The 14857-nt window shown below is 65.9% G+C and carries 14 protein-coding genes; 3 read left to right on the top strand and 11 right to left on the bottom strand.

Annotation, left to right across the window (positions count from 1 at the left end; all coding sequences use genetic code 11):
* Positions 1–22 precede the first annotated feature (22 nt).
* From ACQP1T_RS30585 to ACQP1T_RS30570, 4 genes are read right to left on the bottom strand one after another with little or no spacing between them, the layout of a single operon-like run.
* On the bottom strand, positions 23–1555 hold the full coding sequence (locus ACQP1T_RS30585) for a bifunctional 3-(3-hydroxy-phenyl)propionate/3-hydroxycinnamic acid hydroxylase (protein WP_433756496.1): 1533 nt from the start codon (positions 1553–1555) through the stop codon (positions 23–25).
* Positions 1556–1577: 22 nt separating this feature from the next.
* The gene (locus ACQP1T_RS30580; protein ID WP_433756495.1) at positions 1578–3455 is read right to left on the bottom strand and encodes an acyl-CoA synthetase; all 1878 of its coding nucleotides are present in this window, start codon (positions 3453–3455) and stop codon (positions 1578–1580) included.
* A 2-nt stretch (positions 3456–3457) separates the two neighbouring features.
* Positions 3458–4396, bottom strand: a complete 939-nt coding sequence (locus ACQP1T_RS30575) for a fumarylacetoacetate hydrolase family protein (protein ID WP_433756494.1) — start codon at positions 4394–4396, stop codon at positions 3458–3460.
* Entirely contained in the window at positions 4393–5526 is a 1134-nt protein-coding gene (locus tag ACQP1T_RS30570) for a VOC family protein (RefSeq protein ID WP_433756493.1), read from the bottom strand. The genes ACQP1T_RS30575 and ACQP1T_RS30570 overlap by 4 nt, the downstream gene beginning before the upstream one ends.
* Positions 5527–5652: 126 nt before the next feature.
* Here ACQP1T_RS30570 and ACQP1T_RS30565 point away from each other — a divergent pair, with 126 nt between their 5' ends.
* Complete coding sequence (locus tag ACQP1T_RS30565) at positions 5653–6309, top strand: TetR/AcrR family transcriptional regulator (RefSeq protein WP_433756492.1); 657 nt, start codon at positions 5653–5655, stop codon at positions 6307–6309.
* A 101-nt stretch (positions 6310–6410) separates the two neighbouring features.
* Here the strand turns inward: ACQP1T_RS30565 and ACQP1T_RS30560 are convergent, their stop codons facing one another.
* Genes ACQP1T_RS30560 through ACQP1T_RS30550 form a run of 3 tightly spaced genes read right to left on the bottom strand, consistent with a single transcriptional unit; the run spans position 6411 to position 9459 of the window.
* Positions 6411–7547: a 2Fe-2S iron-sulfur cluster-binding protein gene (locus ACQP1T_RS30560; RefSeq protein WP_433756491.1), complete on the bottom strand. Its 1137-nt coding sequence runs from the start codon at positions 7545–7547 to the stop codon at positions 6411–6413.
* A 12-nt stretch (positions 7548–7559) separates the two neighbouring features.
* Positions 7560–9047, bottom strand: coding sequence for a phytoene desaturase family protein (locus tag ACQP1T_RS30555; protein WP_433756490.1), 1488 nt, complete (start codon positions 9045–9047; stop codon positions 7560–7562).
* Entirely contained in the window at positions 9040–9459 is a 420-nt protein-coding gene (locus tag ACQP1T_RS30550) for a nuclear transport factor 2 family protein (protein WP_433756489.1), read from the bottom strand. The genes ACQP1T_RS30555 and ACQP1T_RS30550 overlap by 8 nt, the downstream gene beginning before the upstream one ends.
* A gap of 114 nt (positions 9460–9573) precedes the next feature.
* Between ACQP1T_RS30550 and ACQP1T_RS30545 the strand changes: the two genes are divergently transcribed.
* On the top strand, positions 9574–10170 hold the full coding sequence (locus ACQP1T_RS30545) for a PadR family transcriptional regulator (RefSeq protein WP_433756488.1): 597 nt from the start codon (positions 9574–9576) through the stop codon (positions 10168–10170).
* A gap of 74 nt (positions 10171–10244) precedes the next feature.
* A complete protein-coding gene (locus ACQP1T_RS30540) occupies positions 10245–10961 on the top strand; it encodes a PP2C family protein-serine/threonine phosphatase (RefSeq protein ID WP_433756487.1) in 717 nt (238 codons plus the stop codon).
* A gap of 14 nt (positions 10962–10975) precedes the next feature.
* Here the strand turns inward: ACQP1T_RS30540 and ACQP1T_RS30535 are convergent, their stop codons facing one another.
* The 4 genes from ACQP1T_RS30535 to ACQP1T_RS30520 form a co-directional block, all read right to left on the bottom strand.
* Positions 10976–11785 (bottom strand): sirohydrochlorin chelatase, encoded by an 810-nt coding sequence (locus ACQP1T_RS30535; protein ID WP_433756486.1) that lies wholly within the window; start codon positions 11783–11785, stop codon positions 10976–10978.
* Positions 11786–11891: 106 nt separating this feature from the next.
* A complete protein-coding gene (locus ACQP1T_RS30530) occupies positions 11892–13181 on the bottom strand; it encodes a sulfate adenylyltransferase subunit 1 (RefSeq protein ID WP_433756485.1) in 1290 nt (429 codons plus the stop codon).
* 1 nt (position 13182) lies between these two features.
* Positions 13183–14130 (bottom strand): sulfate adenylyltransferase subunit CysD, encoded by a 948-nt coding sequence (gene cysD, locus ACQP1T_RS30525; protein ID WP_433756484.1) that lies wholly within the window; start codon positions 14128–14130, stop codon positions 13183–13185.
* A complete protein-coding gene (locus tag ACQP1T_RS30520; protein ID WP_433756483.1) occupies positions 14109–14843 on the bottom strand; it encodes a phosphoadenylyl-sulfate reductase in 735 nt (244 codons plus the stop codon). Before ACQP1T_RS30520 ends, cysD begins: the two co-directional genes overlap by 22 nt.
* Positions 14844–14857: the final 14 nt, after the last annotated feature.

The raw sequence follows: 14857 nt of genomic DNA, 5'->3' as shown, positions 1-14857 counted from the left end.
ACCAATTGCGCCCGGTGCGTGCTTACGCGTCGGGGTTCAGCACCTGTGCTCGAACAGCCGAAGCGGGTGCCTTGAATCGCGGCAAGTCGCCGATGAGATCGGACAACTGACGACTGGTTCGCAGCACCGTGCCGTCGGGTCGGACGAGGGCACCGCGGCCACGCCTGAGCCAGCGTCGCAGGTCGTCCCGAGCGATAACGACAACACCGCCGCGCTGTTCGATCTCGCGACGCTGGGCCGGTGTCGGTTGTACGGCGGTGATGATCGCGAAACGACCCGCCGCGATATCGTCGACGCGACGGCCGTCGATAAGCGTGTTCGGGACCAGTTTGCCCGCAAGTCCTCGGTAAAGGCGATGCGCCACAACAAGTTCGGATCGGTGCAGTGGCGGCGTCTGTCCGTTGGCGACCAACTCGGCGAAGCCCGGCAGCCGGTGCAACCGTGGCGCAAGGAGGCGGCGCAGCAGATTTCCGAATTCGCCGCCGTCGGTCATGGCCCGTCCGGTGAACTTGGCGAGCCGGATCATGGCGTGCGCGTGCGGTTTTCGTTCGATTTCGTAGGTGTCGAGCACACTCGCGGGCAGGCTTTCGGTGAGGACGCCCGCGAGCTTCCAGGCGAGGTTGGTCGCATCCCGGAGCCCAGCGCCCATGCCCTGGCCGATGAACGGTGGGGTCAGGTGGGCGGCATCGCCGAGCAGGAAGACGCGGCCGCAATGCCAGCGGTCGGCGAGCTGCGCGCGGAAGGTGTATTCGGCGACGCGCACAAGCCGCAGTTCCTGGGACGGGGTGTTCCCGATCCACGGCGCGATCAGCGCCCGCAGGCTCGTCGAATCGCGGTAATCCGCGGCGGTTTCACCTGGACGGAGTCGGAATTCCCAGCGGTAGCGAGTCGTTCCGATCCGCATATAGGTCGCGGCGCGAACCGGATCGCAAACCTGGTGCACCCCTTCCCATTCCCCGAAGTCGGCAGCGGTATCCACATCGACGACGAGCCAGCGCTGCGCGAAGTTCAGGTCGCGCAGCGTGGCCCCGATGGCGGAGCGAACCACACTGTTCGCGCCGTCGCAACCGAGCACATATCCGGCCAGGACCGACTCGGCGGTGCCGGTGGCGCGATCGGTGAAATCAACACGCACGCGATCATTTTCCGGTGTCACGGCGATGACCTCGGCATTGCCGCGGAGGGTGATGCCGGGGTACCGCCGCACATTGGCGCGCAGGATTGCCTCGAGCTCCGGTTGGTCGAAAAGGTTCGCTTCCGGGTAGCCGTTGGCGCCGCCCGCCGGATCGCGATCGAATTGGGCGAGTACGCGCATATCCGGATCGATCAATCGCAGGCCGAGCGCCGGACGCGAGATCGCGTCGAAGTCGTCGCCGACCCCGAGACGTGCCAGGATCCGACGGATTTCGCCGTCGAGATGGACCGCCCGCGGCTGCGGGTAAATGCCGTCCCAGCGTTCCAGTACCAGGGTTTCGATGCCGTATTCGGCCAGTAATGTCGCCGCGGTGAGGCCCGTGGGACCCGCACCGACGACGACCACCGGAACCGATTTCATCGGTTCGCTCCAATCACGAGATTCATTGCCGGACGACGACTTTCCAGCGGATGGCATACCGGCCGAGGACCTCTCCGGCGGCACCTTCGGCAGCGGGATCCACTTCGACAGTCGCGACGATCGCCCCGTCTTCTACTGCCGCCGTGATGGCCCGTGCCCCGGCGACCTGCTCGAGTGCGTCCTGTAGTTCACGTCGAGTCGCGTCGGCGCGCAGGCCGAGCTTGTACGGCTTACCGACATCGGTAACCGGCAAAGCATCCAGGACCACAACGGATTTCGGCACGGCCGCCCGTTCGGGCACCCGATCGCTCGCCCAGGCGAGCAGTTCCGATTCGGTGATATCGGCACCGGCCGCGAGCGTGACATAGGCGACGGGCACTTCACCGGCGTGGACATCGGGTCGTCCGACAGCACCGGCCGCGGTTACCTGCGGATGTGACAGCAGTGCGTCCTCGATCAGCGCCGGGTCGATATTGTGCCCGCCGCGGATGATCAGATCCTTGGCGCGACCGTGCAGATGGATGAAACCGTCCGCATCGATATGCGCCAGGTCGCCGGTATCGAGCCAGCCGTCGACCGTGGTGCCGAGCCCGTCGAGAATGTGGCCGTGCTCATCGCGGCCGGTCACATAACCGGCGAAAACCGTCGGGCCACTGATCTCGAGCACTCCGATCGCACCGGCGGCCAGCGGCTCTCGGTCGCTCGCCCGCACCACACGCACCTGCTGGTAGGGCATCCGCTGCCCGACCGAACCCGGTCGCGGCCGGTCCGGATAGCTGCGGGCGGTCGCGCAGGTCGCCTCGGTGAGTCCATAGCCTTCGACCAGGGTGACACCGGTGTGCGTCTGGAAGTTCGTCCGCACCGCCGACGGCAGTGGTGACGCGCCTACCATCGCATAGCGCAGACTGCTGATATCGGCGTCGACGGGGCATTGCGCCAGCACGGCATATACCGTCGGGACCGCGCTCATCGCGGCAATGCCATAGTGCGCCACGATCTTCCAGAATTCGCCGTACAGCGCGACATCGCGGTAGCCGAGCGGTCCGGCCCACACCACCGGCTGACCCTTGAACAGCGGTGCGAGCAGCGTCACCACCAGGGCATTGACATGGAAGAGCGGGAGCGCGGCGAAGATCGTCGCATCCGCGTCGAGTAGGGAGTTGGCGGCGATCATCCAGGCATTGGCGATCTCGCCGGAGTGGGTGTGCGCGGCCAGTTTCGGCACGCCGGTGGTGCCGCCGGTGTGGAACAGCGCGGCCAGATCGTCGGAGGCCGGGAGCGGTCCGGCGAAAACCGACGAATCTTCTTCGGCGGCAAGCTCATCCAGATAACCGAGGTGTACGCCCTCGATCACCGGCAGCGGATGCGGCTCGACGGCGCCGGTGGGACGCAGCACGAGTACGGCGTCGAGCAGGCCGTCATTTGCCAGCGTGAGCGCGGATTCCCAGGTGTCGGTGGCGAGTTCGGGCCCGGCCGTGATCAGCACCCTGGCACCGGAGCGCCGCAGCAGCTCGGCGATATGCCGACCGGACATCGCGCCGTTGATGGGCGCGGCGATACCCGCCAGCTGCGCGGCGAGCGTCGCGGGAATCAACTCCGCGCAGTTGGGCGACATCAACGCGACCGCGTCGCCGCGTCGGATATCCAGCCGGTACAGCAGATTCGCATAGCGGTGCACATCGGCTAGTAGCTCGGAGTAACTGCGCTGCAAAGGTTCTCGCCACCGAGCCGCCTTCGGCAGTACGGTCAGCGCGTTTCGGTCGGGCCAGAGTTCGGCGGCCCGGACCAGCAGTGCGTAGGTCGATTCCGGCAGGCCGCGTTCGGCCAGTGGCACGGATTCGATCTCGGCCAGGTCGCCCGGGCCGGAGTAGCGCGGCCACAGCAGATCCGTTGTCGTCATGTTCACCGCGCGTACCGCACAACCGTGCGCTGGCGACCCAGATCGATCGCGCCGTCATCGGTGGCCACGGTGGCCTCGATGACGTCGCCGTCGCGCAGATATTTCGGGTTCTTGGCCTGTCCCTTGAAGAACAGCTTCCACTTGGTGGCCGCCGGGAGCAGCGAGGCGATGATCTCGACGGGCTTCGGCGGGGCACTGATCGCGGTGCCGATGGGGGTACCGGTGAGCAGCAGATCGCCCGCGTCGACTCGCTGGAATCGGGTCAGCGCCTGCAGCGTCTCGACCGGACCGTAGATCATATCGGCGACCGTCATATCCTGGCGCACTGCACCGTTGACCAGCAGCCGTAAGCGCAGATCGGTGAACCGCTTCAGCTCATCGGCGTCCAACAGCACCAATGCCGGGCCGACCGGCGTGAAGGTCGGATACGACTTCGCCTCGTAGAACTGGGTTTTCGGCAACTGCACATCGCGTGCCGAAACATCGTTGGTCACCACGAGTCCGGCCACATACTCACCGATATTGTCAGCGGTGATCGCGGTGCCGACCGGCATCGCCTTACCGAAGACCAGACCGATCTCCACCTCGTAATCCAGCAGCCGCACATGCGCGGGCCGGATGACGTCGTCGAGCGGGCCGCTGATCGAACCGGAGGATTTGCGGAAGAAGGTCAGCGGCACGGTTTCCGGATCGCCGCCCGAATCCCGCACGTGCGACGCGAAATTCGTCATCTGCGCGACCACTCGGCACGGTGCGGTCACCGGTGACACCAGTGCGAGGCTCTCGACGGGGACGACCTCGGTACCCGCCGCAGCCGCCGCCAGCGCCTGCCGGTCGGCGAGCAACTGACCGGTGGTGGTCGCGGTGGTATGCACCCGCGCGGCCCCCGCCGACGTCGACACCCACCAGGCATCGGCGGTTCGGAGAACGGAAATACTCATGAATTGGCAACTTTCAGTAGACCGCGCAGGCGGTGTAGATCGAATTCGTTGTCCGCGCGCAGCGCGTCGAATATGCCGCGCAATTCGCGAACCGATTCCCGACCGGGTTTGAGGCCGAGGAAGTCCTTGGTGGCGGGCGGTCCCCATTGGGCCAGCCCGGATGCGGTCATCGGTGCCCAGCCGGGCTCCAGCGTGCAGTCGAACATGTCGCCATCGCTGAAGTGCTCGACCAAAAACCCGTCCGGATCGCGCCAGTAGTCGAAGATCTGGCTGCCCTGGATGTGCCTGCCGATGCCCCACGACCGCTGGTAACCGTGGTCGAGCAGATATTCACCGCCAGCGGCCATGGCATCGAGATCGGCGACCTGATAAGCGGAGTGCACGTACCGGTTGACCGGACCCAACGTCAGCGCGAGTGTGTGGTGGTCGGTGGGAGTGCGGCCGCGGTCGCAACGAATGAAACTCATGACCGGGCCACGCTCGCGTTGTCCCGAGTAATAGTGGAAATCGCTGACGATCATGCCCAGGTTTTTCAGATACCAGTCGAGCGTCTCCCGATAACGAGTCGTCTGCATCACCACATGCCCGAGCCGCTGCACCTTGGCTGGTTCCCGCGGCGGCCGTTGGGTCAGGTTCGTCCGCGGCGTTTCGTGGCCGAAATTGAAGGTGTGCGGCTGCTGGGCGGGCAGGGCGGCGAGCACATGCGTATCGGCGACGACCCGCACCCGCAATCCACTCGGATCGGGCTGGTCGACGGCTGAGCCGCCGATGCTCTCCGGCAGCGGTAGCGGCTCGAGACCGGTGGCCCGCGCGAGTCGGAACAGGTCCGCCGAGTCCGCCGCCTGGTATGCGGGTCCGATGAACCTCGACCGGTTGCCTCGGCGGATGAGCACACACGGCGCACCGGGGTCGGTGCCACGCAATTGCAATTCGTCGGCCGTGCGCAGCACGGTCGTGAAACCGAAAGCGCAAGCGAAGATTTCGGCGGCGGCCAAGTCGGGTTTCTCGAACTCCAGCCACGCCAGGTCGTGCACCTTGATGATCGGATTCCGGGCTCGCCCCGGATGCTCACCCGCCTCGGCGCCGAACTCGCTGTGCAGACCCGCATGCGGATCATGCTGGTCGATCATCGGCCTCTCCCTTCGAACAAGTGAATATATCGTCACTTACGAAGGTCTATTCAGTCAAGCAATTCTGAGGAATTCGTCATTACTGACCCGGCAGGATAGGATGGCTGGATGGACCAGGGAGAGGTGATGAGCGAGCAAACCGGTACCGAACCCAATCGCTTGGAGCGGCGCAAAGCCCGTACCCGGGCGGCGCTCGTCAGCGCGGCTCAGTCCTTCCTCGCCGCCGGGAAGCCGAATGTGCCGATCCTGGAGATCACCCAGGCCGCCGATGTCGGGATGGGATCGTTCTACAACCACTTCCAAAGTCGCGAGGATCTGTTCCACGCCGCGATCGAGGAGGCGCTCGATCGGCATGGCACAACCCTCGACGTGCTGACCGAGGGGATGGACGATCCCGCGCATATCTTCGCGCAGAGCTTCCGGCTGACCGGTCGTCTGCACCGCAGAAATCCCACGTTGAGCAAGGTGCTGCTCAACCACGGTCTGGCCCTGGTCAGTTCTGCAAAGGGCCTCGCTCCCCGGGCGCGCCGCGATATCGAGGAGGCCGTTCGCGCGGGACGATTCCAGGTCCGCGATGTGGAGCTGGCCATGACCATCGTCGCCGGTGCCTCGCTTTGCCTCGGTCAGCTCCTGCACGACAATCCGGAACGCGACGATGCCGCGGCCGCGGACGAGGTCACCGAGGATCTGCTGCGCATGTTCGGCATTTCCGCGGATGAGGCGCGCGAGATCTGCCAACGGCCCCTGCCGCCGATCGAAGCGCTGCCCGACACCGCCGCCTGATAGCACGACCGGCGGATCTCGCGCGGACTGACGCCGAAACGGCGGCAGTGCTCAATGCGCTGTCGGTGCCGAGCGGCGATCTGCCCGGCTTACGCCGCTGTTCAGATGTCGATCTCCACATCGCTGATCGGGTAGGCCACGCAGGAGTGGGTGTAGCCGAACTGCTCGTCGGACAGCCGTAGTTTCGCCTCCTCGGCGGTGTGCACCTCGCCCTTGACGATCCGTACCCGGCACAGGCTGCACTCACCGGAGCGGCACGCCGCCTCGGGCCGAATGCCGTTGTCCTCCAACGCATCCAGCAACGGACGGCTCCGCGGCGTGCGGAAACTGGTATCGCCGACAGTAATGGTGACCTCCTCGCCAGGATTCACCGCCGCCGGCCAATGAGCTTGGGCGGCAGGGTCGTTCGGTGCGCCGTTGGCCTCGAAGCGAATTCGCTTGCGCGGTTGGTCGAGTGCGCGAAGTTGGTCGAGCGCGTACGGATAGAGCGCCTGCGGGCCGCAGACGTAGACCATGCGGTTGTCGAGTTGGCCGGTCAGAGTGCGGATGGTTTCGGCGGTGAGGAATCCGGTGGGGCCGGTCCAGTCGGCGTCGGGTTCGGTGATGACGTGATCGATGACGACACCGGGGTAACGGGCGGCGAGTGCGTCGAGTTCGGTGCGGAAGATGATGTCTTCGGCGGAGCGGGAGCCGTAGACGAGATGGAAGGTACGGTCCAGCTCGCGATCGATGATCTCGCGGATCATGCTCATCGCCGGGGCGACACCGGAACCACCCGCGAGGAATACCAGGTCGTCGCCGTGGAACAGCGGGTTGTGATGGAAGGTGCCCATCGGCCCGGTGGTAGTGAGCACATTCCCGACCCGCACCGTGTCGATGAGCAGATTGCTGATGCGTCCGCCTTGAACTCGCCGCACGGTCAGGTCGTAGTGGTCGAGCGTGGCTGGGCTCGACGAGATGGCGTAGGGGCGGCTGGTGCCGTCGACGAACACGTTGACGTATTGACCCGCCAGGAACGGAGGCAGTTCGAGCTGGTCGACACCCGCGAGCCGGAAGGTTTTGCTGGTCGCGGTCTCGTCGATGATCTCGGTGACGATCAGCCGCAGTCGCCGGGGGTGGTAGGCGTCGATGGTGGCGCGGGTTTCGGCGGGATGGTCGCGGGTGTCGGGGATACGGGAATCGATGTCGACGAGGACCTGCGCCGCACCGTCGAAGCGTTCCGCGAGGGGATGTTTCATGATGTGCTCCGTTCAGGCGGCCTTGGCGCGCAGCAGGCGGCGGGCCACGCGTGCGCCCGCTTCGAGGGTGGGTTGGAATCCGCCGATGCCTGCCCAGGAACCGGCCAGATGCAGTCCGGGAATGTGGGTTTCGCGTTCGCTGTTGCGGAACAGCCAGTTCTCGGTGGCGTCCTGGACGTAGCCGTAGATCGTGCCGCCGGGGTGACCGAGGTAGCGCATCACGGTCAACGGTGTTGCGACATCGACCTCTTCGATGGCGTCGCGGATACCGGGGGTGACCGTCTCGCACAGGTCGAGCAGCGTCTCGGCATAGGCGAACTTGGTGCGCGCGTATTCCGAGGGAGCGACATTGCGCCAGATATCGCCGTGCTGCAGTGTCATCAGGCTGACATGGGTGGTGCCGGTGGGTGCGAACCCGATGGGCGCGACATCGTAAGAGCTGACGCATATTCCGCGCGCGGGCTGGAAGGACCGCCACGCGTTGTAGGTGCGGTCATCGTCGGTGTCCATATTGACAAACGTTGTGCTGGTGGTGAATCCGAGTTCGGCAGGTGTTGCGTCCAGCCCCATGTGCAGTACGAAGCCGGAAACGCCGATTCTCCTGGTGCCCAGGTCATCTCGTACCGCGGCGGGCAGATCGATGCCTTCGAGCATTCCGTAGGTGGTCGGCAGCGAGGCATTGGAAACCACATCGGACGCGGTGACCTCGGTGCCGTCATCGAGTCGGACGCCCGACACCCGGCCCGCATCGGTGAGAATGGCCTCGACCGCGGTGTTGAACCGCACGTCGCCGCCCGCCTGCAGGAAGGCGTCGAGGATGGCAGTGGACATGGCTTGCGAGCCGCCGCGCAGGTGCCATGGCTTGAATTCGAAGTAGGCGAACAAGGTCAGCGCCAGATCCTGGAACCGCAGCTTCGACGGCGGCTGCCCGAGATAGGTCCAGTACATGCCAAGCGCGACCTTGATCCGGTCGTCGTCGAAGTACTCGTCGAGCACCGCCTTCAGCGGCCGCAGCCCGTATTCGAACAGCACCGGGTCGATCTGCTCGACCGGCATCCCGCGCATGGCGGCGATCTGCCAGAACGTCACCTTTTTGAGCAGTTCGAAGAACCTCGCCGTGCGGTCGCGGTTGCCGGGGAACTCGGCTTCGATGGCGTCGATCGCGGCATCCCAGTCGGCGGGCAGCGTGAGGTCGAGTTGCCCGGGGATCACCGCGCGGTACAGGTCGTGCTCCTGGACGAATTCCAGCTTGTCGGTGATATCCAGCTGCTGGAAAAGTCCCTCCCGCAATGACATCGGCTGACCCTCGACGCCCACGCCGGAAAGTTGGTGCAGCGCGACCTCGAATTCGAAACGTCCACGGCGGAAGGAGGTTCCGCAGCCGCCCGGCACATTGTGCCGCTCCAGCAACAGAGTTCGCGCACCAGCGCGCTGCAAGGTGGCCGCGGCCGTCAGCCCGGCGTTGCCCGCGCCGATGACGATGGCGTCGTAATCACTCACCCTGCGCCGCCTCACGTCGCAGCTGCTCGGTGGCCTCGGCCTTGATCCGCTCGAACTGCTCACCCATACGCGCGGACAATGCCTGCGCGGCCGACAGTGGGCGCACCATCACCATGAAGTCGTCGATCTTGCCGTGCTCGTCGAAATGCAGGAAGTCGCAGCCGGTGAGCTGCTTGCCGTCGACAGTTGCCTCGAAGACGAAGGCGTGGTCGCGGCCGTTCACGTCGGCGATCTCGCGCACGTAGCGGAAGTCCTCGAAGACGCGGATGACGGCGCGCAGGATGGCCGCGGTGATGGCTTTACCCGGATACGGCTTGAACGCGACCGGACTGGTGAACACCACGTTGTCGGCCAGCAGTGCCTCGATGGCGGCCTCGTCACGGGCCTCCACGGCCGCGCGGAAGGGGTGCATCGCTCCACCTTTCATAGTCAATTATTTGTCTATTGCGTTCGAACAGTATCCCTGTAGCTGGTTCTCTGTCCAGAGTTGATTAGACAAGAATTTGAATAGTGATAGCCTGAGCCAATGGCGTTACGTGATGCGGTGCTCGCCGCTCTGCTGGAAGGGGAGGCGTCCGGCTATGACCTGGCCAAGGGCTTCGACGCCTCGGTGGCCAACTTCTGGATGGCCACGCCCCAGCAGCTGTACAAGGAACTCGAGCGGATGGCCGCCGACGGCCTGATCGAGACCAGGGTCGTGCAGCAGGAGCGCCGCCCGAACAAGCGGCTGCACGCCATCACCGCGGCCGGTCGGGCCGCGCTGCGCGCGTTCATCGCCGAGCCCGCCAAGCCGACCGCCGTTCGTGACGAGTTGATGGTCAAGGTGCAGGGCATGGACACCGACGATGCGCCGAACGTGCGCGCGGGGTTGGCCGACAAGCTGGAATGGTCCAAGGCGAAACTGGCCCGCTACGAACGGCTGCGCGCCCGCCTGCTCGACGGGCGCAGCGAGCAGGCGTACCTCGCCGAGGCCGAGCGCATCGGTCCCTACCTGACCTTGCTGCGCGGAATCTCCTTCGAGCAGGAGAACATTCGCTGGGCCGAGTTCGTCCTGGCAGCTATCGATCGGCGTATCGCTTCGGCGTCTCCGGCGGCCGATCTGGACTCGATCGCCCGGGGGTGAGGGCGGCCCCGCGACTTCGGTGATGGCCGTGCGAGAGTGCTCCCCGCGATGTCGCCGTGTGCCAGAATTCGCTGGTGCGCAATCCCGTGGTCGACGTTGCGGTGGGCAGCGATATCGGCAGGCGCTATGCGGCGAATTTCGATGTCACCTATCTCCGTGACCGGCCGTTGCTCGCGGTGGTGGCCGACGGCATGGGAGATGGACCGGGCAGTGCGGCGGCGGGGCGGACCGCGGTCGATATCTTCGTCGACCATGTCGCGGATGCGGTGGAACTCGGGCCGGACACGCTGCGTGCCGCGGTGGCGGCGGCGCATGCTCGGCTGAGTCGGATCGGCGAGGAATTGCGGACTTTGGCCGGATGCACACTGACCGCCATGGTCGCCGCGCCGCAGGGCTGCTGGCTCGTGCAGATCGGCGACTCCCGGGTGTACCGCCTGCGTGCCGGGCTGCTCGAACTGCTGACGACCGACCATACGATGGCGTGGCTCGGCGCGGTGCACGGCTGGTATCCGTTCGATTCGCCGCAGGCAGCGGCGGCGCGGTATCAGCTGACCCGCTATATCGGGCACGGGGACGCGCCGGAACCGGATGTGTCGAGCGTGACGATGCAACCCGGCGATCGGTACCTGCTCTGCACCGACGGTGTATCCGAGCAGGTCGGCTACGACGATCTCCGGAACTGGTTGAGCCGTGGTGTTGATCCGCAGTCCGTTGTCGTCCGGCTTTTGGCTGCCGCCGATCGAGCGGGTGGAAACGATAACGCGACGGCTATTGTCGTCTACGTCGACTGAGTTGTCATCGGAGATCAGGCAGAAAGGCTCAAAGCGTCGGTGAGCGCGCTGTCGTAACGGTCCCAAACGATTTCGGTCAACGCGGTATCCGGGCCGATGACTTGCGCATGCACCACATCGGGTGCGGCGGCCACCAGGCGATCGGTGAGCTGCCCCGGTGCCAGAAACCACGGCGCCACGAGCACCCGCTCGGCACCTCTGGCATGCAAACGCGAAATTGCCTGGGTGACAGAAGGTTCCGTGGTCGCGAAGCATATTTCGGTGCGCCAGCCGGTCATACCGGCGAGCTGTCGAGCGACCTCGCCGGTCCGGGTATTCGCTGCCGCCGCTCCCGCCCCGACCGCCGCAACGACGACTCCGATCGCCGGTCCACCGAGTGGTTCACCACCCTGCGGCCGAGCGTCATACGCCGATCCCAGCGCGGCCAGGGTGCGGTCGCGGAGCGTGGCGATGAGTCGCGGGTCAGGACCGAGAACGTCGGCTCGGGTCAGCGCGAGCTGTGGGTGGGCGGTGCCGGCGGCGGCGAGCAATCCGGGTAGATCGACTCGCGCGTGATAAGCGCTACCCAGCAGCAGCGGTGCCACAACGGCGTGCGTATGTCCTTGCGCGGCAACGGCATTCACGACCTGCTCGACCGATGGCGCATTCAGATCGAGGAAGGCGAGCCGCACATCGATATCCGGGCGGGCGGCGGCGATATCGGCGACCACGGCCGACATCGTCGCGGCCGAGCGCGGATCCCGACTGCCGTGCGCCACCGCGATGAGCGCCGGTCCGGGCTCGGCATACCCGCCGATCGGTGTGACCCGGAGGGGTCCGAACATCGGTCTACGCGGTCCGCGTCCGTGGTCCGATATGCGCTCCAGTTCCGCCCACATGGACCCGCCCGGCAGTTGCGCTACCGAGCCGATACCGCCGGGCGAATTCACCTCAGACTCCGACCTCGACCGCGGTCAGCACGTCACCGACCAGACCGGCGGCGAGAGTATTGCCGCCCGCCGGATCGATGAGCAGGAAACTGCCGGTGTGCCGGTTGACGCGATAGTCGTCGGCGGCGATCGGCTCGGCGACGCGCACCGAGATGCGGCCGATATCGTTGAGCGCCAACGATTCCGGGCTCGCCTCCGCGGTCAGGTTCTGCTCGTCGAACCGCTCGACGAGTGCGCCGACGATCGCCTGCGTGGTGCGGGTGCCGTGCTTGAGCAGCAGTCGCGCGCCGGGACGCAGCGGCTTATCGCCGAGCCAGCAGACGGTCGCGTCGAAGGAGTCGAGCGGCTCCGGCGCGTCGGCGGGGGAGGCGATGATGTCACCGCGCGAGATATCCACATCGTCGGCAAGGATCAGCGTGACGCTGCGGCCGACCTGTGCGACGGCGAGCTCACCATCGGGGGTGTCGACCCGCTCGACGGTCGAGCGAATTCCCGACGGCAGCACCACGATTTCGTCGCCCGGTGAGACCGAGCCCGCCGCGATCTGGCCCGCGTAGCCGCGGTAGTCCGGGTATTCGGCGGTGCGCGGACGGATCACGTACTGCACCGGGAAGCGCAGGCCGATCGCGTGCTCGCCCGAACTGTCGGCATCCACCGGCACCGATTCGAGATGCTCGATCAGCGACGGGCCGTCGTAGTACGGGGTGTTCGCCGAGCGCGAGGCGATATTGTCGCCGTGCAGCGCGGAGACCGGAATCTCCAGCACGTCCTCGGCGGCCCAGCCGAGTGTGCTGGTGAGGGTGTTGAATTCGGCCGAGATCGCGGCGAATACGGTCGCCGGGTCATCGACCAGGTCGATCTTGTTCACCGCGAGCACCAGCTTCGGCACGCCGAGCAGCGCGAGCACCGCGGCATGCCGACGGGTCTGCTCGATGACGCCCTTGCGCGCGTCCACGAGCAGGATCACCAGCTGCGCGGTGGACGCGCCGGAGACGGTGTTGCGGGTGTACTGCACATGCCCGGGCGTATCCGCGAGCACGAAAGACCGCTTGGGTGTTGCGAAGTAGCGGTAGGCGACATCGATGGTGATGCCTTGCTCGCGTTCCGCGCGCAGCCCGTCCACGAGCAGCGAAAGATCCGGCGTGGCAAGACCTTTGTCCACCGACGCGCGGGTGACGGCGTCGATCTGGTCGGCCAGTACGGATTTCGTATCGTAGAGCAGGCGTCCGACCAGGGTGGACTTACCGTCGTCGACAGAACCGGCGGTGGCCAGCCTCAGTAGGTCGGACATATCAGAAATATCCCTCTCGCTTGCGGTCTTCCATCGCGGCCTCCGAGACTCGGTCGTCACCGCGGGTAGCTCCGCGTTCGGTCAAACGGGACGCGGCCACCTCGGCGAGAATCGCCTCGTTGTCGGCCGCGTCGGAAAGAATCGCGCCGGTGGAGGATCCGTCGCCGACGGTGCGGTAGCGCACCGAACGGGTCTCCAGCACCTCGCCGTCGCGCGGGCCGCCCCAGACACCGGGCGTCATCCACATGCCGTCGCGCTGATACACCGGCCGCTGGTGCGAGTAGTAGATGCTCGCCAGATCGATGTCCTCACGCGCGATGTAGCGCCAGATATCGAGTTCGGTCCAGTTGCTCAGCGGGAAGACCCGGACGTGCTCGCCGGGAGCGTGCTTGCCGTTGTAGAGATTCCACAGCTCGGGCCGCTGCCGCTTCGGATCCCACTGCCCGAAGGCGTTGCGCAGCGAGAAGATTCGCTCTTTGGCGCGGGAGCGCTCTTCATCGCGGCGGCCGCCGCCGAAGACCGCGTCGAAGCGGTGCTCGGTGATGGCGTCCAGCAGTGGAACCGTCTGCAGCGGATTGCGGATACCGTCCGGACGCTCGGTGAGCCGCCCGTCGGCCAGGTAGTCCTCGACCTTCGCGACATGCAGCCGCAGGCCGTACTTTTCGACGATCTTGTCGCGGAATTCGAGCACCTCGGGCAGGTTGTGCCCGGTGTCGACGTGCAGCAGCGCGAACGGCAGCGGCGCGGGCCAGAAGGCCTTGAGCGCCAGGTGCAGCAGCACCGTGGAATCCTTGCCGCCGGAGAACAGGATCACCGGCCGTTCGAATTCGCCCGCCACCTCACGGAAGATGTGGATCGATTCCGACTCCAACGCCGCGAGGGTGTCGAAATCGGTGATGCCCAAGGCACGTGCGCTGATGGTTTCGGTCATGACTGATGCAACCCGCATTCGGTCTTGGCGAGGCCGGCCCAGCGGCCGCTTCGCGGATCGGAACCCGGCTCCGGCTTCCGTGTGCACGGAGCGCAGCCGATGGACGGATATCCCTCTTCCACCAGGGGATTGACGAGGATGCCGTGCTGTTCGATATAGGCCTGCATCTCGTCGTCGGACCAGGCGGCGATCGGGTTGATCTTCACCAGTCCGAACGCCTCGTCGAACGAGATGAGCGGGGCGTTGGCCCGGGTCGGGGCCTCCACGCGGCGGATGCCGGTGACCCAGGCGTTGTAACCGCCGAGCGAACGCTTCAACGGCACAACCTTGCGCAACCGGCAGCATTCACCGGCATCGCGTGCGAACAAATCCTTGCCGAGCAGCCGATCCTGTTCGGCCACAGTATTTTCCGGCCGTACATTGATCACGTTCACGCCGTATACGGCTTCCACCGCATCGCGGGTGCCGATGGTCTCGGCGAAGTGGTAACCGGTATCCAGGAACAGCACGTCCACGCCCGAATGCACCTGGGCGGCAAGGTGAACCAGCACGCCGTCCTGCATATTCGAGGCGACGATGTATCCGGTGCCGAAGGTGTTCTCGGTCCACTGGAGCAGATCCAGTGCCGTGGCGTCGGGCCCGAGTTCGGCCGCGCCTTTTTCGGCGATCGCCCGCAATTGGCCTTCCGGCAGCTTCACGGGCAGGTCCGCCGTTACTTGATCCGTTGTCACGCTAGTTCTCCCAT

Source organism: Nocardia sp. CA-135398, from assembly GCF_050955845.1.
Taxonomy (GTDB): Bacteria; Actinomycetota; Actinomycetes; order Mycobacteriales; family Mycobacteriaceae; genus Nocardia.
This window is presented reverse-complemented; position numbering and strand designations above follow the sequence as displayed.

Bases quoted from the DNA above. Each gene is read 5' to 3' on its own strand.
- ACQP1T_RS30575 (WP_433756494.1), bottom strand. From the start codon at position 4,396: ATGAGTATTTCCGTTCTCCGAACCGCCGATGCCTGGTGGGTGTCGACG.
- ACQP1T_RS30560 (WP_433756491.1), bottom strand. From the start codon at position 7,547: ATGAAACATCCCCTCGCGGAACGCTTCGACGGTGCGGCGCAGGTCCTC.
- ACQP1T_RS30565 (WP_433756492.1), top strand. From the start codon at position 5,653: ATGAGCGAGCAAACCGGTACCGAACCCAATCGCTTGGAGCGGCGCAAA.
- ACQP1T_RS30545 (WP_433756488.1), top strand. From the start codon at position 9,574: ATGGCGTTACGTGATGCGGTGCTCGCCGCTCTGCTGGAAGGGGAGGCG.
- ACQP1T_RS30530 (WP_433756485.1), bottom strand. From the start codon at position 13,181: ATGTCCGACCTACTGAGGCTGGCCACCGCCGGTTCTGTCGACGACGGT.
- ACQP1T_RS30535 (WP_433756486.1), bottom strand. From the start codon at position 11,785: ATGTTCGGACCCCTCCGGGTCACACCGATCGGCGGGTATGCCGAGCCC.
- cysD (WP_433756484.1), bottom strand. From the start codon at position 14,130: ATGCGGGTTGCATCAGTCATGACCGAAACCATCAGCGCACGTGCCTTG.
- ACQP1T_RS30570 (WP_433756493.1), bottom strand. From the start codon at position 5,526: ATGATCGACCAGCATGATCCGCATGCGGGTCTGCACAGCGAGTTCGGC.
- ACQP1T_RS30585 (WP_433756496.1), bottom strand. From the start codon at position 1,555: ATGAAATCGGTTCCGGTGGTCGTCGTCGGTGCGGGTCCCACGGGCCTC.
- ACQP1T_RS30580 (WP_433756495.1), bottom strand. From the start codon at position 3,455: ATGACGACAACGGATCTGCTGTGGCCGCGCTACTCCGGCCCGGGCGAC.
- ACQP1T_RS30550 (WP_433756489.1), bottom strand. From the start codon at position 9,459: ATGCACCCCTTCCGCGCGGCCGTGGAGGCCCGTGACGAGGCCGCCATC.